The following is an 18280-nucleotide window of genomic DNA, read 5'->3' on the forward strand; positions in this document are numbered from 1 at the left end:
CGGTGAATGCGCACAGGCTGAACGACAAGGTCGGGGCCGTCGAGTCAGGTTTTCTGACCGGGCGTTCGAGAACCTGGCTCCTTGTCGTCTGCTCGCTGGGCGTACTGCTGGTCATCTCTTCGATGGTGGCCTTGAATGCCGCGTTGGGTGCGATTGCGACCGATACCCTCGCAACCCAGGCTCAGCTGACGTGGATTGTCGACGGCTACACGTTGGTGATGGCGTGCCTTTTACTACCGGCCGGCGCATTGGGGGATCGGTACGGCAGGCGCGGAGTCATGCTCGTCGGACTGCTCATCTTCGCCGCAGCGTCGCTGGCGCCGATCTTCTTCGACAGTCCGTTGGCGTTGATCATCGCGCGGAGCATCACCGGAGTCGGTGCGGCGGCGGTATTGCCGGCTACCTTGTCATTGTTGACAGCGGCGTATCCAGACGAGGAGCGCACCAAGGCAATTGGCATCTGGGCGGGTGTCTGTGCATCCAGCGCCATTGTCGGATTCATGGGGACCGCCATCATCACGCAGTTCGGGTCGTGGCGGACCATATTCTGGGCCTTCGCCGGGGCTGCGGTTCTCCTCTTCGCGCTCGCCCTGACCATCACGTCGTCGAAGGACCCCAATCCCACCCCCATCGACTGGTGGGGTGCTCTGCTCATCGGTTCAGCAATAGCTGCGTTCGTCTATGGTGTCATCGAAGCTCCGCTGCACGGTTGGGGTGATCCGCTGGTGTACGGATGCCTGGCCGGTGGAGTCGTGCTCGCGATCGTATTCGGCTTCGTCGAACTTCGGCGGCCGAATCCACTACTCGACATCCGCGTCTTCAAGAAGCCTGACATGCTGACGGGCTCAGTCGGCATGACAACCCTTTTCTTCGCCATCTTCGGGTTCTTCTTCCTGATCATGCAGTACATGGCACTGGTGATGGGCTACACCCCGTTGCAAACCGCTGTCGCGCTCACCCCTCTGGCCATCCCGATGATGGTCCTCGCCGGGCTCACGCAGTGGTTCCTTCCTCGTCTCGGGCTGCGACTCTCGGTAGCTGGGGGCCTGGCAATCTTGGCCGCGGGACTGCTGTGTATGCGCCCGCTGGGCGTCGACTCGACATACTTCGATCTGGCTTGGCCGATGTTGATCCTCAGCGCCGGTATGGGAATCTGCAACGCGCCGGCTACCACTGCGATCACGGGTGCAGTCCCCCTGAGCAAGCAGGGAGTGGCGTCGGCAATCAACGACACGACTCGCGAGTTGGGTGGTGCTCTGGGCATCGCACTCGCCGGTTCTCTACTTGCTGCCGGATACAGCAGTGCATTTGCGTCCAGCGTTGAGACACTGCCGTCGACGCTGCGCGAACCTGCGCTCGGTTCGCTTGCGCAAGCTCTTCATATTGCCGGCGGCCTGGGCCCGCAGGGAGGCGATCTTGCGCGACAAGCCAACGACGCGTTCCTGGCCGGTATGCAGTCATCTCTGCTGTTCTTGGCGGTAGTGGTGTTCAGTTCCGCAGCCGTCGTTGCGGTCTGGGGACCCGGGCGCGATGGCGGCCAGTGGCGAATCCTGCGTCGGTTCACGGCGAACGGGTCCACGACCCATGATCGTTCGGTGAAACGAGGCGATGAGGCGCTAGAACTTCGAATCAGTCACTAGATATCGGGAGAAAAATGTCCAACACCGTCCTTGTCACCGGTGGTTTCGGCCTGGTGGGCTCCGCCACTGTTAAGCGATTGGCTGAACTCGGTTGTCGGGTCATAGCAACCGACCTTGACACCCCAGCCAACCGAAAGGCCGTGAAGAATCTGCCGGGTGGTGTCGATGTCCGGTTGGCAGATCTGACTGACCAAGAACAGGTGCGTCGTCTTGTTTCCGGTGTCTCGCCGGACGTCGTCGTTCATCTCGCGGCCGTCATCGCTCCGGCCATCTATCCGATTCCTCACGTCGGACGACGGGTCAACGTCGACGCGACGGCGAATTTGGTTCGGGTTGTCGAGGAGCAGCAGAAGTCTCCGCGTTTCGTTCATGCGTCGAGCATCACGGTGATGGGTCCCCGCAATCCGCATCGTACGACTCCTCCGCTCACAGCCGAGGAGCCGATGCGGCCCTACGACGTGTATAGCGGCCAGAAGTCGGAGGCCGAAGACATCGTGCGGGGATCAGCGCTGGAATGGGTGGTTCTGCGACTCGGGGCGGTGCTCAGCCCGGACCTGGGTGCATTGCCCGTCACGTCGGACGCCATGTACTTCCAGGCGGCGCTGCCCAGCGACGGCCGGGTGCAGACCGTCGATGTCCGAGATGTCGCCTGGGCCTTCGCCGCGGCGACCACCGCCGATGTCGCCCACGAGATCCTGTTGATCGGCGGTGATGACTCCCACCGGCTGACGTATGCCGAGGTAACCTCGGAACTCGTTGCAGCCCTGGGGCTACCGGGTGCGATGCCGCCGGGGCGCCCCGGCGATCCACAGAGCGACGACGACTGGTTCGTCACCGACTGGATGGATACGACTCGGGCCCAGGAGGCTCTGAAGTTCCAGAATCATTCGTTCCCTGACCTCACCGCGGAGTTGGCGGAGAAGTTTCGGCTGCTGCACTACCCGGGCCGGCTGCTCGCCCCCGTCGTACGACAGGTCATGGCACGACGCTCGCCGTACCGAAATGCGCCCGGTGGGTACGCTGACCCGTGGGGGATGATCCGCGCCAAGCTGGGGGAGCCACTGTGGGACCGGCCCAAGAAGTCGCCGACCCTGTAGTCGTGCAGAAAAGCCCCGGCTAGGAAAGGACATTCATGCGGGTACCCCGTGCTGTCGCGCACTTCAATCGCCGTGTCACCAACCCGATCGCCCGGTCGCTGACGCCGTGGCTTCCGTTGCTGGGGACCCTCGAGCACACAGGTCGTAAGTCGGGACGGCGGTATCGCACCCCCCTGTTGGTGTTCACCACCCGCACCGGCTATGCCATCCTGATCGGCTACGGGATGGGCACGGACTGGCTGAAGAACGTCCTCGCCGGCGGGGCCGCGACCATGCACAAGCGGGGCAGGATCATCGAGTTGGCCAACCCCCAGATCGTGAGCAAGGTCGAGGCCGCGCGCCTCATCGCGCCGGGGCCCCGGATGTTCTATCGCCTGTTCCCTTACAACGAAGCAACTCTGCTTCTGACGAGAAGCACCTGAGCATGTCGATTCGGGCGCTCGAGACCCCGGAGGTCAGAACCCACCGGCGACGCGAACGACCGCGCGCCCCGAGTATCGCCCAGCGCGGACCTCGTCGAGCACGCTCTGCACGTCTTTGACGTCCACGTCGTGCAGTACGTCGGAAAGATGTTGTGGCCGCAGTGAATCGCCCAGTTGATCCCAGAGTGCGCGCCGCGGTGTGATCGACATCTGTACCGAGTCGATGCCCAGCAACGAGACGCCGCGCAGGATGAACGGCATCACGGTGGTGTTCAGGCCGGCGCCTCCGGTGAGGCCACTGGCCGCCACGGCACCTCCGTACTGTGTGCTACTGAGCACGTCCGCCAACGTGGCCCCGCCCACGCAGTCGACCGCGCCCGCCCAACGGGTCTTGCCCAGCGGGCGGGGCTTGGCGTCCGGGTCTTCGGGCAGCCGACCGATGACGTCGGTCGCGCCCAGCGCTTTCAAATGCGCAGCCGCCTCGGGTTTGCCGGTCGACGCCACCACCTCGTAGCCCGCAGCAGACAACAGATCGACGCTGACCGAGCCGACGCCGCCCGTCGCGCCCGTCACCAGGATCGGACCGTCCTGCGGCACGATGCCGTGTCTTTGCAGCGCCTGCACACTCATCGCTGCGGTGAATCCGGCGGTACCTATCGCAGCACCTTCGCGCGGGCTCAGCGCACCCAGCTTGACGACCTGATCGGCGGGAACGCGCGCGAATTCGGCGTAGCCGCCGTGTCTGCCCGTACCGATGTCGTAGCCGTGGGCGAGGACGGCCTCTCCGACGGCGAACTCATCGGATTCCGACGAGACGACCTCACCGGCGAGGTCGATGCCGGGAACGATCGGATACGTGCGGACCACGCCGCCTTTGGGGGTGACGGCCAAAGCGTCCTTGTAGTTGACGCCGGAGTAGTGCACTCGGATGGTGACCTCTCCGGGAGGGAGATCGGTGTCGTGCAGAGTCTCGACTGCCAGCGTGATGCCGTCGTCGTCTTGACGGGCGACGAGTGCCTGGAAAGAGGTGGCGTGAGTCATGGGAAGCGATGCCTTTCTAGCTGGTGATTTCGGCGATGGCTCGTTCGGGGCAGTTCGCGATCGCGTCCTTCACCGCCCCCTCGAGGTGTTCGGGTATCTCTGAGGGTTGCGCAACGGCCCAGCCGTCGTCATTGAGTTCGAATACCTCGGGGCACAAGGTCAGGCACATTCCATGGCCGGCGCAGCGGTCCTCGTCGACGGTGATCCTCATCGTTGGTTCCCGACCAGGTCGAACTCCAGGTGCAGCTGCGTCAGGCCGCGCAGGATGTACGTGGGGATGTAGCGATACCTGCGGTCACCCGGCGGACCATGGTGTTTCTCACTGATGCGGATGTCGGTGGTGCGATCGAGAAGCCGCTCGATCCCCACGCGGGTTTCGGCACGGGCCAGCGGCGCGCCGGGGCAGCTGTGGATGCCGCGACCGAAAGCCAGATGCTGGCGCGCGTTCTTGCGTTCCGGGTCGAACGTGTCGGGATCGACGAACCGCCTGGGGTCACGGTTGGCGGCCGCGTTGAGCACCATCAGAGTGCTGCCTGCGCTGATGGGCTGGTCACCGACGACCGTCGGCACGCGCGACAAGCGGAAGTCACCCTTGACCGGGCTCTCGATCCTCAGACATTCCTCGATGAAGTTCGGCAGCAGGCTGCGATCGGCCCGCAACCTGGCCTGGATGTCCGGCCGGTCACCGATCACCTTCAAGGCCGTGGACAGCAATCGCACCGTGGTCTCCTGCCCGGCCGAGAACACATTTGTCGCCACCCGAACGACGTCGCCGACGTCGGGCACGGTTCCGTCAGGGAAGGTCGCGGTCGCCAGGCCGGTCAGCACGTCGTCGCGGGGCTCGGCACGCCTGTCCTCGATGTACGTCGCGAAAACGTCGTACAGGTACTCGAGCGGTGTCTTGCTCAACGTCTTGTCCGCGTTTCCCAGACCGCCACCGTGGGTGCCACGCGCGAGCCGCTCGAGCAATTCCGGGCGATCCTGTTCCGGCACGCCCAACAGATCGGCGATCACCCGCAGCGTGAAGGGTCCGGCGAACCCGGCGATGAACTCACCCTCGCCATCGGCCAGGAATTCGTCGAGAATGTCATCGGCCAGCTGCCACATGGCGTCCTCATTCTCCTTGAGGCGCTTGGGAGTGATCAGGCGCATCAGCAGGCCCCGGTGATTGGTGTGCACCGGTGGATCCAATGTCGGGAGCTGATCACTGAAGGGCAATTCGTCGCGGTGCTGCGCGATCACATCGGTGACATCGTCACCTTCGAGGGGAACCGGGAAGCCCGGGAAGGGGCCCGACACCGAGATGCATGAGGAGAAGGTGGTGGCGTCGTTGTAGACGTCGACCGCTTCCTGCCAGCCGGTCACCATCGTCACCCCGTAGTGGTTCTCACGACTGACGGGACACTTCGAGCGAAGGGCCTCGTACAACGGGAATGGGTCGTCGGTCAGCCGCGGATCACGGAAGAAATCTACGGAACTCACATCCTCCGTCGTCATGCGCTCCTCGCTTCTCATCAATCGTCTCGGGCCCGGGTGATCGGGTCCCTGCGCGAGATGAACGTCGACTCCGCGGCCGCCGCCGATGGGCTGCTCCGCGAAAAGTCCGCACGCCGAAGAATGTTCCGTACTAGCGGGCAGGCCTGCTGCAGAGCTGCGGACACGTGGGCTCGACGGGTTCGCGCCACCTCAGAGTAGCAGATTCTGCGCATCACCATAGGCGTTGAACGCATTCGTGTATTCTCACTTTGTCAGAAGAAAACTTGCCTTTTTAGAGAGCAACGTTCTCATAGTTCTCGGGAGGGTGGCGTGTCGGCGATCAGCACTTCGGGCCTTCCGTGTGATGCCGATATGGTGACCGTTATGCCGCCGTCGGAGACCACCCGTGACCGCGCACGTCGTCGCGACGACGTCCGATGACCACGCCGGGCAGACCCCAGTCGGGGCGAACAGGCGAAGCGGCCACGTCATGGCAGGAACGCGCTATCGAGCGCCGCCTCGGCGAGGCGCGCGCCCGGGCGGTGGAGCGGAGTACGCAGTTCCTGGCGACAGCCCTCGAACTCGTCGAGGAGTCCGGCCCGGCGAGCCTCACCCTGCAAACCCTCGCTGATCGCGCGAACCTGAGTCTTCGTACCTTCTACCAGCACTTCGCCGGTAAGGAAGAACTGCTGTTGGCGTTGTACGAAGACGTCACCTCGAAGTACACCGAAGCAATCAGAGAGATGGTCGAGGCCGCTGACGGCCCGATGGCACAGCTCGAAGCCTGGTGTCGGGGCGTCCTTTCCCGTCCGGGCGCGTCGGAAGCGGTGGGCGGTCGTCTGGTCTTGCTCTACAACCTCAGCCTCGAGTTGAACAATCCAGAGGCTTTCGCCAAGGTGTGGGAGCCGCACCGGAAGCTGCTGACGGAGATCCTCACGGCCTGCGCCGAAGCAGGTCTCATCCGTGACGATCTGACCCTGCCGCAATTGACGTCGCTCCTGGGTTACACGCTGACCTCGTTCGGTCAGTTCAACGCGGTTCACGAGGGATTGGACGGCGCCAGCCTCACCGAGGAGGTCGTCTGGTCCTGGTGCCGTCAGGCAATCATGCCCCGCCCCGACGGGTCGACCGGCACGTCATAGATGTCACTGTCCGGCAACCGTTTTGGACATTCGCACCATCGCGAGATCGCGCAGATCACTCGACTTGATCTTGTCGCTCCCGGTGAGGGTGATGTCGGCGTCCTCGAAGAACAGCACATGACGCGGCACCTTGTAGCTCGCCAGCCGACCCCGCAGGTAGCGCCGTATCTCCTCCGGATCCATGCTCGCGTTCTCGCGGGGCACGACACAGGCGACGACGACCTCGCCGAGCGAGGGATGGGGTAGGCCTACCGTTTTGCCCACCTTCACGTCGGGATGTGTCCTCAGGGCATCGTCGACTTCGAGTGGTGAAACATTGGCTCCGCCGGTCTTGATGACGTCGGACAGCCTGCCGTCCCAGTAGAGCCGCCCCTCTTCGTCCAGATAACCGTTGTCGCCGGTGTGGAAGAACCCTTCGGAATCCAGCGTCTCGTCCAGTGGGACCCCCACGTATCCCAGCATCAAAGTCGGCCCCTTGACGCAGATCTCGCCCATTTCGCCGCGCGGGAGCACCGTGTCGCCGATCGGGTCGACGATCTTGAGCGTGACACCCGGAAGCGGAATACCCCAACTGCCGCGGTGGACCTCATCCGGTGTACCGTACTCGAAAATGGTTGAGATCGTGAAGGTTTCGGTGTTGCCGTAGGCGTGATCGGGAAGATGCCACTCATGGGTGACAGTTGGGTGACGTGCTATCGGAGTCTTGACGTCGGCGAACCTCATGCAGCTGAGGTCAACGGAGTGCCAGTTGGGCGCGGACTCGACCTGTGCCCACTGATGGGGCCATGCGAAGGGATAATTGACCCGTTCGGCAGCCATCAACTCGAGTGCCTCGACCGCATCGAATGTGGGCTGCAGGACCAGGCATCCACCGGCGGCCAGTGTGGCGCCCAGGGACATGACGAAGTTGCCCGACCAGAAATAGCCGTTCGCCGACCAGCAGCGGAGGTGATCGTCGGGCCCGAAGTGGCACACCCTGCGGAAGCGCCACATCTGAATGGTGACACCCCGGTGAGCGCTGAGGATACCCTTCGGCTTGCTCGTGGTGCCCGAGGAGAAGAACAGCACGCCGACATCGCTGGGTCGCGTTGCCCCGGCGGTCGCATGGATCAACTGATGCGGTTGGTCGTGGCCACGGGCGACGAAGGCATCCCAGGAGTCGATGCCCGGCGTCGCATCGCCGACGGTCGCGAGGTGGCGCAGGTACGGCAACGTCTCACACTGCAGAGCACCGGGGTCGGCTGTGGCGATTTCAGGTGCCAGTTCGCAAAGGACAGCGGTGAAGTCGGTCTTGAGCACGCGCCGCTCGAACAACAACACGGCGACGCTCGAGGCGTTGAGTAGGTACTCGAGCTCTGCGGCGGTGGAGAAGGTGCTCAGCGTCACCGCGACGCCGCCCGCCAGTGAGATGCCGAAGAACGCCGACAACCATTCCGGCCGGTTGGTCATCAGGACGCCGACGCGGGCGTCCTTGCCGATCCCGACCGCACGCAGAGCGCGCGCAACATCGACGGCCCGGTTCCACAGCTCGTCGTATGACCATCGGGCGGGGGTGCCCTCGGCGCTGAACACCAAAGCCTCGCGGTCGCGGTACATCGTGGTCACATCACGGAGGAATCCCGGTAAGGTGAGGGAGCCGAGCCCCGGCTCATCGCTCAACGGTGGACCGGAGACCAGCGAAAGCGTTTCGCTCGCTTCAGTGTTCATGGCGGATGCTTCTGCTTATGCCGGGAGCTCGATTTCGGCCACGCACTTGACCAACTCCTCGCCGTTCTGGTTGGTCAGGTGGAGCCTGACCTGCACGACGGGGACCCCCCAGGGTGAGTCGTACTCCTTGCCGACGATCTCGGCATCGAAATACGTGACGTCACCTTCGAAGGCGGGTCCGCGGAAATCGGCTTTACTGTGGCGGACCATCCCGTCATGGCCGGCCCAGAACGCGAGATAGTCGGTGCACCAGGCGCCCATTGTCGCGCCATACCCGTACGCGCGTGCCATCCCCACTTCAGACGCCCTCTCGGCATCGATGTGGCCCCGCGACGGTCCCAGATAGAGCCCATCTCGCTTGCGGGGGTCGATGAAGGCGTCCTCCTCATCGAAGGCGAAATCCTTCCCGAAGCCCGGATCCTGATAGACCCACGGATCCTCGATGTCGGGGGGTGCCACCCATTCGAAACCACCCCAGATGTTGAAAACGAACGCTCGGTACTCGGTGGTGAAGGTGGCGATACTGTGCGGTCCGATGACCCGGCGGGGCAGTGTGTCGCCGACCTTCACCTCATCGAAGTGCGGCGATATTCCGAGCCGGTTGGACTCCAGCCAGTCGCGGCGAACTTTGTCGATCTCGTCGAGCTCCTGTGCCGACCACCGCTTGATGTCCCCGAGCTGACTTTCGAACATGCCCCGTTTGGCTGCCTCCTCGTAGAGGTAACGGATCGCCGTGGATCTCTCACGGGCCACCAGAACACCGTGTTGGTTCCGGTGAGTGGTATCGCCGCGCGAGAACATGGTGGGCCCGGCGAATTTGGTCTCCACCACCTTGTAGTCGTGGAAACGCCGTTCCTGGAACAGTTTGTCCCCCGGGCGGACTGGGCAGCCGTAAAACCACCACTCCTCGCCACCGAAGATGAGGTGGCTGTTCGGTATGTGTCCGACGCAGGCGGGCCCCGCACCGTGACCGTAGTCGAGCGCGACCGCGATGGACTGCGGCGCGATGATTCCGCCGAACTTCGATGAACGCGCGAACGTTTCGTTCCAGTGGATGGGGTTCGGGTAGTCCATGGCCATCACCCACCGGCGGATGTCCGACGAGCTGCACGGATCCCACAGCTGACCGCCGCCGACAGGCTTGCCGACTCGGTGGTCGACGTCCGACAGGTCGAGTTCGACCCGCGATGTCCCCGGGCTGGATGTGCTGGTCATGGTGTCTCCTCGAGCTCGGCGTGGCCTGGGCGCGAAGCTCGGGCGCCACTGGGTCCGTGCACCGACGTAGCACTCACAGCTCGTCGCGCCACGGCCGCCGGCGTGCTCCACGAGCGCTGCGCCGTCCTCGATCTCCGCGTCCTGTCAATCATGGATGCTGTTATTAGCTCATGAGTATTGTCAAGATTTGTCAACGTTGACTTTCGCAGAATGAGAACAGTATTCTCGCTGCAGTCGAGGAGATTGGAGCGCAGTGCTACTAGAGCTCGACGACGACCAGCGTTTCTGGCGGCAGACAGTCGAGGATGCTCTGGCCAAACAGTGCCCGCCATCTCTCGTGCGGCGTGTTGCCCAAGGTGAGGAGAGCGGCGACGCCCTGTGGCAGTGGTACTGCGATCAAGGTTGGACAGAACTTTCCGGCGCGGAGAGTTTCGTCGAACTCGCACTCGCGGTCGAAGAGCTCGGCCGAGCGACCGACCCCACTCCGTTCCTCGCCACCACCACGCAGTTCGCACCCCTGGCGGGACGGCACTTCGATCCGCAGAGGTCAGGCGCCGCTGTCTATGAGGGCGTTTCCGCACATCGCAGAGGTGCCGGATGGGCGCTCGACGGCGTTGCGCGTTTCGTCCTCGACGCGGACCGGGCGCAACGCTTCGCGGTCGTCACCGCCGCCGGCGTCTTCATGGTGGCCGACGATCAAGTGACGACGCGCCGGGCGGGTGTGTTCGATCCAGTGCTGCACGTCGCTGACGTGATCTTCGACGGAGTCGAGGTGGCTGACGAGAACCGGAACGTCGTCGACACGGAACGCGCCACGCACATCGCCCGCACCGGCATGGCGATCCACACGGTGGGTGCCTGCCAACGGATTCTCGATATGGTGCTCCACCATGTCAGAGAACGCCGTCAGTTCGGGGTTCCCATCGGTTCCTTCCAAGCCATTCAGCACAAAGCCGCTGACATGCATGTGGCGATCGAACGGGCACGTGCGCTGTCCTACTTCGCCGCCCTGACCATCGCCGTTGATGATCCACGGCGCGCCCTGACCTCGCGGATGGCGAAAGCTGCGGCGGGAGAAGCGCAGTCGGATGTCGTCAGGAACGGCATGCAATGTTTCGGAGCCATGGGGCTCACGTGGGAGAACGACCTGCAGTTCGCGGTCAAGCGCGCACGGGCGGGTGAAGTGATGCTCGGTGGAGCAGCAGAGCATCGCGCAGTCATCGCAAGGGAGTACCGTGCAGCTGACTTTTGACGACGACGTCGAGACTTTCCGTGCCGAGTTCTCGGCGTTCCTGGACGAGCATCTCCCGGCCGAGTCGGAGACGCACGAGCGTCCGCAATCGGTCTCGCACATGCCGCAGTGGGCAAGGGACTGGCAACGCCTTCTGTTCGACAACGGCTGGCTGCTCCCCGCCCAGCCACCGGAGTTCGGGGGCCGCAATGCCACTGTCCTGCAGCAATTCGTGCACCTCGACGAGCTGTGCAGGCGCAGGATCTATCACAGTTTCAACCCCCAGGGCGTCAACATCGTCGCCACGTCGCTGATCGCATTCGGTAGTGACGAACAGAAGCGGCGATGGGCGATTCCGGTGCTGCGCGGGGAGATGACGGCGTCGCTGGGAATGAGCGAACCGAACGCGGGATCCGATCTGGCCTCGCTGAGCACCAAGGCCGTCCGGGACGGCGACGAGTTCGTCGTCAACGGTCAGAAGGTGTGGACATCGGGCGCGCACCACGCCGACTTCCTCCTGACATTCGTGCGCACCGACCCGGAAGCTCCCAAACACAAGGGCATCTCCGCGCTGATCATTCCCACGAGCAGTGATGGCCTGGTGTGCCGTCCGTTCGCCGACGTCGCCGGTCAGGATCGCCTCGACTTCAACGAGGTCTTCTTCGCCGACGTCCGAGTACCGGCGGACAACCTGGTCGGCGAGCTCAACCAAGGCTGGCGGGTCGCCAACGGGTCTCTGGGACACGAGCGGACCATGATGTGGCTGCTGTTCGCCGACCGCATCGACAACTTGATCGCGGACTGCCGGCCGAGCACATCGGTCGAGTGCGACCAGTACGCCTCGATGATCATGGACTACCACGCTCTGCGGGCAATGGGATCAGCAGCCCTGGCCCGCGCGGCCCGCGGCGAGGCGGACACGGCCTCGGTGTCGGTGCTCAAACTGTTCGGCTCCGAGGCGGAACAGCGCGCCGCCGACGTCCTGCTGGCGACGGCGGGCATCACGGGCCTGCTGCATCCCGTGACCGGCCGGTACGAACACATGAACTTCGACGAATACTTCGCGAGCAGTTTCGAGCGCTACACCCGCGGTATCGCCGCCACCATTGCCGGAGGGACATCTGAGATCCAGCGCAACGTCATCGCCCAGCACGTTCTCGGACTACCTCGATCCTGAGACCGTGATGATGGCCGAATACCAGGCAAGCGAACAGGAGATCCACTGTGCCTGAATCTGATTGGTCTGACATGACGTGCCTCAAGGTGCAACGGCAGTCGAGCATCGTCTCCGTACGTCTGAACCGACCCGAGAAGATGAACGCCATCAACAGCACGATGGAAAAGGAGTTCTACTCGGTCCTCGCCGATTGCGACCGCATCGACGACATCAGGTGTGTCGTGTTGACGGCGGAAGGCCCGAACTTCTCCTCCGGTCACGATATCTCCCAGGTTGCCGCGGAAACAGTCGGGGGCCAGGAGCCCGCGACGATCGAGGACAAGTACTGGGTCCACACAGGCGACCTGTTACCTCCATGGCGTTTCACCAAGGGCCTCGTCGTTGCCGCCAAAGGGTTCGTCGGACCTCACGCCAACACCTTCCTCTTGGCGGCAGATGTCGTTGTGGCCGCCGAGAATTCGCGGTTCAGTTGGGAGGAATCTCGGGTCGGCGTCGGCGCACCGTACGGTCCCTATGCCCTCATGCCGTTCCACTTTCCGATTCGCGTCATGAAGCATTTGTGGATGACAGGTGGGTGGCTGGACGCCGAGACCGCCCATCGGCTGTTCTACGTCAACCGCGTGGTCGCACTCGGTGAGGAGGAGCACGAGGCGATGCGCTTTGCTCAACAGATCGCGCGGATGCAGACCGACGACCTGGTGGCGAACAAACGTGGTACGCACCGCATCTACGAGGCCGCGGGACTGTCGGCGATGGTCGATGTGGGCCGGGTTCCATACGCCCCCAGTGCTCAAGCAGCAGTCGCCAAAGAGCGCCACCTGCGGCTGATCTACGAAAAGGGAGTCAAAGCCGCTGTGCAGGAACGTGATACAGGATGGGACGATGAGTTGAGCAAAGTCTAGACAGCTTCGAGTGCGATCACAAACGTCACTGTGAGAAGGGAACCCCAAAAATGCCGGACGCCAATGCCATCGTCGCAGCGATCAACGCCCACTGCGACACGCTGAGCAACCACGACAAGGAGGGGTGGCTAGCCCTGTGGGCTGATGACACCGTCCTGGAGGACCCGGTAGGAGTGGACACCTACACAGGGATCGAAAGCCTTCGAACGGATTTTTGGAAGCTGGTTTCCGACCTTTCCCCGATGAAGTTGTGGCTTGAGCGCGACATCATCGTGTGCGGCAACGAGGCCATCGCGATCCTGCAGGGTGTGGTGACCCGCGAGGGCGCGATGCAGCACGTCGGCCCTCTTGTCGACCACTTCACGTTTGACGAGCGGGGAAAAATCTCGAAAATGCGGGCATTCTGGAAGTACGCGTGACGTCGACGTCGGCGGAAACGCTGCCCGCCATCGTAAACCGGATGGCCGAAGAGCACCCCGACGTGACGTTCATCCGAACCGTGGACGGCCCGTCGGCGACGTGGGGTCACCTGCATTCGTTGACCGCCGAGTGGGCGGCACGCTTCCTCGCGCTCGGTGTCCAGCGAGGCGACGTCGTCGTGACGGTCCTCGATGCGGGTCTGGACTCAGTGGCCATCTGGCTAGGGCTCGCCAGCATCGGTGCCATCGATGCGGCCACAAACCCGGAGTTCCGTGGGCGCATGCTGGCATACGCGATCAACAACTGTGCCCCCGAACTGCTGGTGATCGCGCCCCAGCATGTCGGCGTCGTCGAGGCCGTGGCCGCGGATCTGCGCGGAGTCAAGCGCGTGTTGGTGCTCGACGGTGGCGAATTCGATTCCGGCAACAATTCCCTGCTGCCCGGCGTAACCCGACCCGGCGATCTGCGGCCCGACATCGCATCCGCCCACGACCTGATGAGCGTGCCGCAGTTTCACGACATCGCCTGCATCACATATACATCCGGAACCACCGGACCCTCGAAAGCGGTGCGATTGCCGTGGGGTCAATTGCACTCCATCAACACGGGCACATTTCCCATCGAGGATCTCACGCCCGAGGACGTCTTCTATTGCACGACATCCCACGCCCACTTTGGTTCGAAGTCGATTCCCTACAACGCGGCGATGGTCGGCGGTCAGGTCGTCATGCGGTCACGCTTCGCGTTGATCAGCTTCTGGGACGATGTCACGACGTTCGGGATCACGACCGGCATGCTCGTCGGGTCAATGGCCGAGGTGCTCCTGCGCGACTCAGAGAGTCCCTCCGGGCCGACGACGCTGAAGAACCTGTTCATGGCGCCACTGGGCTCGAGCTATCAACAGTTCAGCGAGCGCTTCGGCGTCCGCATCTGCACCGTGTACAACAGCACCGAGGGTGGGGTGGCCATCCGGTCGGGCTGGAATCCCACGGACTCACGCACGGTGGGCCGGCTGCGGAGCGGTTATCCCGGTTTCGAAGTCCGCCTGGTCGATTCGAACGACTACGAGGTACCCGACGGAACGGTGGGGGAGTGTGTGGTGCGCTCCGCGGTGCCGTGGGTGATGAATGCGGGATACCTGAACAACGACGCCGCGACGGCCGCCGCGTGGCGCAACGGATGGTTTCACACCGGCGATGCGCTCATGCGTACCGAAGACGGTGATTACATCTTCGTCGACCGCCTCAAGGACGCCATCCGTCGCCGTGGTGAGAACATCTCGTCATTCGAGGTCGAAGCCGACGTGCTACGTAACCCGGAGATCCTCGAGTGTGCCGCGGTTGCGGTGCCCGCCGGCGACGCCGAAGACGAGGTGATGCTGTTCGCCGTGAAACGGCAGGGATCGACGATCAGCGCGAAAGAACTGTACGCGGATCTGCGTAGTCGAATGGCCCGCTTCATGGTTCCCCGCTACATAGAGTTTGTCGACATCCTTCCGAAAACGCAGGCGACACTTCGTGTTATCAAGGCTGATCTGCGTCGCCGGGGCGTAGGTCCCGACACGTGGGATGGCAAGAAGCAATCATTCGTGCGTACGCGCGCGGGTGCCGATACACGATGAATGAAGGGTACAGCTTGTGACGACAGAAGGACCAGCGACGCAGTCCGATTGCCCAGTGAGCGTTGAGCGACTGGACTCGTTGGACGATGCGTCTTTCGTCGACCCCGCCATCCAGCAGAAGCCGTTTGCGTACTACCGCACGCTGCGCTACGAGGCTCCCGTCCACTTCGAAAAGGACCTCGGGATGTACCTGGTGTCAAGGCATGAGGACCTGACCGCCGTCATGCGCGATCCCGTCGTGTTTTCCCAGGAGCTCGGCTACTACCAGCAGATGGCACATGGGCACCTCGACGCGGTGAAAGAAGTCCTGCAACGGCACGGGGGCGGTTTTTTCCCCGACGTTGCCAACATCGATCCGCCGCGCCACACCCGGGTTCGTCGGCTCCTGTCGCAGGCGTTCAGCAGAAAGCGGATGCGCTCTCTCGAGCCGCAATTCCAGAAGATCGTCGACGACCTCATCGACGGCTTCAGCGGGCGGGGGAACGTCGACGGTTTGCATGAACTGGCACTTCCGATGGCGATCGCGTTCAGCATGCAGCAACTCCAGGTCGACGATCTCGACATGAGCACCATCAAGAAGTGGGGTAGTGCCTATCTGTCCCAGTTCAGCCTTACGAACACCCGAGAAGACATGCTGCGAGCTGCCCACGAGCTCGCAGAGATGCAGAACTACCTGATAGCGCTCGTTCGTAGACGCATGGACAGTCCCGAGGACGATATGTTGTCCGACATCATCAGGGCCGAAACGCAGGAAGAGGAACCGCTGAGCTTTGAAGAGCTGGTTGCCACCGCGCGGGCACTCCTCATCAACACCCATGACTCGATGTCGACGGCGTTCGCAAACATCCTCTTCCATGTGGCCACCGATGCCGGCATCGCCACTCACTTCTACGACACTGCCGACGACGACGCCGGCATGGGCCGCTTCATCGAAGAATTGTTGCGTCTCGACCCACCGGTGCGAGCGCTGTCCCGGGTGACCACCGAAGCGGTGACGCTTGGGGGTACCGAGCTGCCGAAGGGTGCGCACCTGTTGGTGCTCTTCGCCTCTGCCAATGACGACGAGTCGGTTTTCGAATGTCCGCGCCAGTTCGATCCGAGCCGGGTCAACCTTCGAAAGAGCTTGACGTTCGGCGCCGGTGTGCATCTGTGCCTGGGCGTATCTCTTGCCCGAATGCAGCTGCTGGTTGCCGCCAGGCAGACCGCCCGGCGCTTGCGGAACCTCAGTCTGGGCATACCCGTCGACGAGATCCGCTACCTCCCCAACGCGGCGCTGCTGGCGATGGAGAGCCTTCCCCTGACCTTCACCCCGGAAAGCAAAGGCGCAGATCGATGACGTGTGAACCCTCGCATGTACCAGATCCGGACGACGTGGACATCACCGCGTTGCGCGAAAAGTATCGCTGGGAGAGAGATGTGCGGCTGCGCCCGGACGGTCAGGAGCAGTATGCTCCGGCGGCCGAGGCGGCGGGACCGGTGGACTACGGCGATCCGCACATGCCCCGGATGTCGCGCGATCCGGTCAGCGACGAGTTCGACGTTGCCGTCCTCGGAGGTGGTTGGGCCGGGATCCTTGCCGCATATCATCTGCGTGCGGCCGGTGTCGACGACGTACGAATCATCGAGCAGGCCGGCGACTTCGGAGGGGTCTGGTACTGGAACCGATATCCCGGGCTCTCGTGTGACAATGACTCCTACTGCTATCTCCCTCTCCTCGAAGAGACGAAGTTCTTCCCCTCCAGAAAGTTCGCGGATGGACTCGAGATACGTCGATACTGCCAGGACGTCGCAACGAAGTTCGACCTCTATCGCGGTGCACTGTTTCACACGTGTGTGAGCGGGCTCGATTGGGACGAGAACGGCAAGCGATGGCACATCGAGACCGACCGCGGAGACGACTTGCGAGCGCGTTTCGTGGTCATGGCACTTGGGCCGATCAATACCCCGAAGGTCCCACGCGTGGCTGGGCTGGACGACTTCGGCGGCAAGGTCTTCCACACCGCGCGTTGGGATTATGGATACACCGGAGGCAGCCAGGAATCCCCGGTTCTGGATAAGCTCGTCGACAAGCGGGTGGCGATCGTCGGAACCGGTGCCTCCGCGATCCAGGCGGTGCCGTACCTGGCCCGGTATGCCAAGCAGTTGTACGTCCTTCAACGGACTGCGTCCACCGTCGACGAGCGCCACAACACGCCGACCGACCCTGCATGGCTGGCTTCGCTGAAGCCCGGTTGGCAACGAGAACGACAGATCAACTTCCACCATGCTGCGATTGACGGTCTGGCGCCCGGCGAGGCTGATGGCATCTGCGACATCTGGACCGAGATCAACCGCAATCTGTCGGCCGAGTTCGAACAGGTGGGCTGGCCGGCGTCACCCGAAGAGTTCCTCGCCCGCCGAGAGGTGATGGACTATCAAGTCATGGAGCGTTTGCGGCGCCGTGTCGACGCTACGGTGAAAGACCCAGAGACGGCGGCGATTCTGAAGCCGTGGTACCGACACATGTGTAAGCGCCCAGCCTCAAGCGACGAGTTCTACCCAGCTTTCAACAGGCCGAATGTCACGCTACTCGATGTGTCGCGGACGCGTGGCGTTGAGAGGATCACCAGCCGCGGGTTCATCCACGAATCCACCGAGTACGACATCGACTGCTTGATCTTCGCCAGTGGCTTCGAGGTCACCAGTGACCTTCGACGAAGGTGGGGAATCGAGAAGATCTGCGGCCGCGGAGGCGTGTCGCTCTACGATCAGTGGAAGCACGAATTCCGCACGCTACACGGGGTCATGACGCACAGTTTCCCAAATCAGTTCTATATCGGCTTCTTCCAGGGTGGCTTCAACGCGTCGACCACCGAGACATTCAACAACCAGGGTCGCCATATTGCGTGGATCATCAGCCAGGTTGTGCACCGCGGTGCGCGCGTCGTCGAGCCGAGCCTCGAGGCCCAGGATGCCTACGTCCGCCACGTCCGGGAAGTGGCCGTCGACACCTCCGCCTTCATTCGGGAGTGCACGCCAGGTTATTTCAACAACGACGGGCAGGAAATCGCCGACGAGTCCGGCGAACTGCGGCCCAGGACCTATACGGGCGAGACATACGGCTTGGGGTACTACGCGTTCGAGAAGCTGCTAGAAGACTGGCGGTCCGACGACAGCCTCGCAGGACTGAGAACGGAAAGCTGAGTCGAT

At 63.1% G+C, this 18280-nt stretch carries 16 protein-coding genes and 2 pseudogenes; 12 read left to right on the forward strand and 6 right to left on the reverse strand.

The features are described from left to right. The first annotated feature begins 2 nt into the window (after positions 1 to 2). The 3 genes from KXD98_RS09450 to KXD98_RS09460 are packed head-to-tail and all read left to right on the forward strand — an operon-like array spanning position 3 to position 3159. Entirely contained in the window at positions 3 to 1640 is a 1638-nt protein-coding gene (locus KXD98_RS09450; protein WP_260763587.1) for an MFS transporter, read from the forward strand. A 14-nt stretch (positions 1641 to 1654) separates the two neighbouring features. Further along, positions 1655 to 2737, forward strand: coding sequence for an NAD(P)-dependent oxidoreductase (locus tag KXD98_RS09455; RefSeq protein ID WP_260763593.1), 1083 nt, complete (start codon positions 1655 to 1657; stop codon positions 2735 to 2737). Positions 2738 to 2772: 35 nt separating this feature from the next. Next, the gene (locus tag KXD98_RS09460) at positions 2773 to 3159 is read left to right on the forward strand and encodes a nitroreductase family deazaflavin-dependent oxidoreductase (protein ID WP_260763595.1); all 387 of its coding nucleotides are present in this window, start codon (positions 2773 to 2775) and stop codon (positions 3157 to 3159) included. A gap of 33 nt (positions 3160 to 3192) precedes the next feature. On the opposite strand, the gene KXD98_RS09465 is transcribed toward KXD98_RS09460, so the two are convergent. The 3 genes from KXD98_RS09465 to KXD98_RS09475 are packed head-to-tail and all read right to left on the reverse strand — an operon-like array spanning position 3193 to position 5697. Continuing rightward, the gene (locus KXD98_RS09465; RefSeq protein WP_260763597.1) at positions 3193 to 4200 is read right to left on the reverse strand and encodes an oxidoreductase; all 1008 of its coding nucleotides are present in this window, start codon (positions 4198 to 4200) and stop codon (positions 3193 to 3195) included. A gap of 16 nt (positions 4201 to 4216) precedes the next feature. Next, positions 4217 to 4411, reverse strand: a complete 195-nt coding sequence (locus tag KXD98_RS09470) for a ferredoxin (protein ID WP_260763599.1) — start codon at positions 4409 to 4411, stop codon at positions 4217 to 4219. Further along, the gene (locus KXD98_RS09475) at positions 4408 to 5697 is read right to left on the reverse strand and encodes a cytochrome P450 (RefSeq protein ID WP_260763601.1); all 1290 of its coding nucleotides are present in this window, start codon (positions 5695 to 5697) and stop codon (positions 4408 to 4410) included. The genes KXD98_RS09470 and KXD98_RS09475 overlap by 4 nt, the downstream gene beginning before the upstream one ends. Before the next feature lie 416 nt (positions 5698 to 6113). Between KXD98_RS09475 and KXD98_RS09480 the strand changes: the two genes are divergently transcribed. Then, on the forward strand, positions 6114 to 6818 hold the full coding sequence (locus KXD98_RS09480) for a TetR/AcrR family transcriptional regulator (protein ID WP_260763603.1): 705 nt from the start codon (positions 6114 to 6116) through the stop codon (positions 6816 to 6818). Between the two features lie 3 nt (positions 6819 to 6821). Here KXD98_RS09480 and KXD98_RS28510 read toward each other — a convergent pair whose 3' ends face one another. After that, positions 6822 to 7088, reverse strand: coding sequence for an AMP-binding enzyme (locus tag KXD98_RS28510; protein WP_396883148.1), 267 nt, complete (start codon positions 7086 to 7088; stop codon positions 6822 to 6824). Between the two features lie 128 nt (positions 7089 to 7216). On the opposite strand from KXD98_RS28510, the pseudogene KXD98_RS28515 reads away from it, so the two are divergent. Continuing rightward, positions 7217 to 7297, forward strand: a pseudogene (locus KXD98_RS28515) (hypothetical protein); the annotation flags it as partial. 31 nt (positions 7298 to 7328) lie between these two features. On the opposite strand, the pseudogene KXD98_RS09485 reads toward KXD98_RS28515, so the two are convergent. Together KXD98_RS09485 and KXD98_RS09490 are read right to left on the reverse strand one after the other, a co-directional pair. Beyond that, a pseudogene (locus tag KXD98_RS09485) lies at positions 7329 to 8525 on the reverse strand (AMP-binding protein); the annotation flags it as partial. A 15-nt stretch (positions 8526 to 8540) separates the two neighbouring features. Beyond that, positions 8541 to 9740: a MaoC family dehydratase N-terminal domain-containing protein gene (locus KXD98_RS09490; RefSeq protein WP_260763606.1), complete on the reverse strand. Its 1200-nt coding sequence runs from the start codon at positions 9738 to 9740 to the stop codon at positions 8541 to 8543. Positions 9741 to 9993: 253 nt separating this feature from the next. Here KXD98_RS09490 and KXD98_RS09495 point away from each other — a divergent pair, with 253 nt between their 5' ends. The 7 genes from KXD98_RS09495 to KXD98_RS09525 all read left to right on the forward strand — a co-directional run bounded on the left by KXD98_RS09495 (position 9994) and on the right by KXD98_RS09525 (position 18274). Beyond that, on the forward strand, positions 9994 to 10992 hold the full coding sequence (locus KXD98_RS09495; RefSeq protein WP_260763607.1) for an acyl-CoA dehydrogenase family protein: 999 nt from the start codon (positions 9994 to 9996) through the stop codon (positions 10990 to 10992). Continuing rightward, entirely contained in the window at positions 10976 to 12148 is a 1173-nt protein-coding gene (locus tag KXD98_RS09500) for an acyl-CoA dehydrogenase family protein (RefSeq protein ID WP_260763627.1), read from the forward strand. The genes KXD98_RS09495 and KXD98_RS09500 overlap by 17 nt, the downstream gene beginning before the upstream one ends. Positions 12149 to 12285: 137 nt before the next feature. Continuing rightward, positions 12286 to 13050 carry an enoyl-CoA hydratase/isomerase family protein gene (locus tag KXD98_RS09505; RefSeq protein ID WP_260763629.1) on the forward strand — a complete coding sequence of 255 codons (765 nt, stop codon included), beginning with the start codon at positions 12286 to 12288 and terminating at the stop codon, positions 13048 to 13050. 50 nt (positions 13051 to 13100) lie between these two features. Further along, positions 13101 to 13469 carry a nuclear transport factor 2 family protein gene (locus tag KXD98_RS09510; RefSeq protein ID WP_260763632.1) on the forward strand — a complete coding sequence of 123 codons (369 nt, stop codon included), beginning with the start codon at positions 13101 to 13103 and terminating at the stop codon, positions 13467 to 13469. A gap of 41 nt (positions 13470 to 13510) precedes the next feature. Next, complete coding sequence (locus KXD98_RS09515) at positions 13511 to 15091, forward strand: AMP-binding protein (RefSeq protein WP_260763633.1); 1581 nt, start codon at positions 13511 to 13513, stop codon at positions 15089 to 15091. 55 nt (positions 15092 to 15146) lie between these two features. Further along, positions 15147 to 16427 carry a cytochrome P450 gene (locus KXD98_RS09520; RefSeq protein WP_260763635.1) on the forward strand — a complete coding sequence of 427 codons (1281 nt, stop codon included), beginning with the start codon at positions 15147 to 15149 and terminating at the stop codon, positions 16425 to 16427. After that, positions 16424 to 18274, forward strand: coding sequence for an NAD(P)/FAD-dependent oxidoreductase (locus tag KXD98_RS09525; RefSeq protein ID WP_260763637.1), 1851 nt, complete (start codon positions 16424 to 16426; stop codon positions 18272 to 18274). The genes KXD98_RS09520 and KXD98_RS09525 overlap by 4 nt, the downstream gene beginning before the upstream one ends. The last annotated feature ends 6 nt before the right edge of the window (positions 18275 to 18280 follow it).

The organism is Mycobacterium sp. SMC-4 (assembly GCF_025263265.1).
Classification (GTDB): domain Bacteria; phylum Actinomycetota; class Actinomycetes; order Mycobacteriales; family Mycobacteriaceae; genus Mycobacterium.

What these genes read in the sequence shown, in the direction of transcription:
- KXD98_RS09455 (WP_260763593.1), top strand. Translation starts at nt 1,655, where the DNA reads ATGTCCAACACCGTCCTTGTCACCGGTGGTTTCGGCCTGGTGGGCTCC.
- KXD98_RS09460 (WP_260763595.1), top strand. Translation starts at nt 2,773, where the DNA reads ATGCGGGTACCCCGTGCTGTCGCGCACTTCAATCGCCGTGTCACCAAC.
- KXD98_RS09465 (WP_260763597.1), bottom strand. Translation starts at nt 4,200, where the DNA reads ATGACTCACGCCACCTCTTTCCAGGCACTCGTCGCCCGTCAAGACGAC.
- KXD98_RS09470 (WP_260763599.1), bottom strand. Translation starts at nt 4,411, where the DNA reads ATGAGGATCACCGTCGACGAGGACCGCTGCGCCGGCCATGGAATGTGC.
- KXD98_RS09475 (WP_260763601.1), bottom strand. Translation starts at nt 5,697, where the DNA reads ATGACGACGGAGGATGTGAGTTCCGTAGATTTCTTCCGTGATCCGCGG.
- KXD98_RS09480 (WP_260763603.1), top strand. Translation starts at nt 6,114, where the DNA reads ATGACCACGCCGGGCAGACCCCAGTCGGGGCGAACAGGCGAAGCGGCC.
- KXD98_RS09490 (WP_260763606.1), bottom strand. Translation starts at nt 9,740, where the DNA reads ATGACCAGCACATCCAGCCCGGGGACATCGCGGGTCGAACTCGACCTG.
- KXD98_RS09505 (WP_260763629.1), top strand. Translation starts at nt 12,286, where the DNA reads ATGAACGCCATCAACAGCACGATGGAAAAGGAGTTCTACTCGGTCCTC.
- KXD98_RS09510 (WP_260763632.1), top strand. Translation starts at nt 13,101, where the DNA reads ATGCCGGACGCCAATGCCATCGTCGCAGCGATCAACGCCCACTGCGAC.
- KXD98_RS09515 (WP_260763633.1), top strand. Translation starts at nt 13,511, where the DNA reads ATGGCCGAAGAGCACCCCGACGTGACGTTCATCCGAACCGTGGACGGC.
- KXD98_RS09525 (WP_260763637.1), top strand. Translation starts at nt 16,424, where the DNA reads ATGACGTGTGAACCCTCGCATGTACCAGATCCGGACGACGTGGACATC.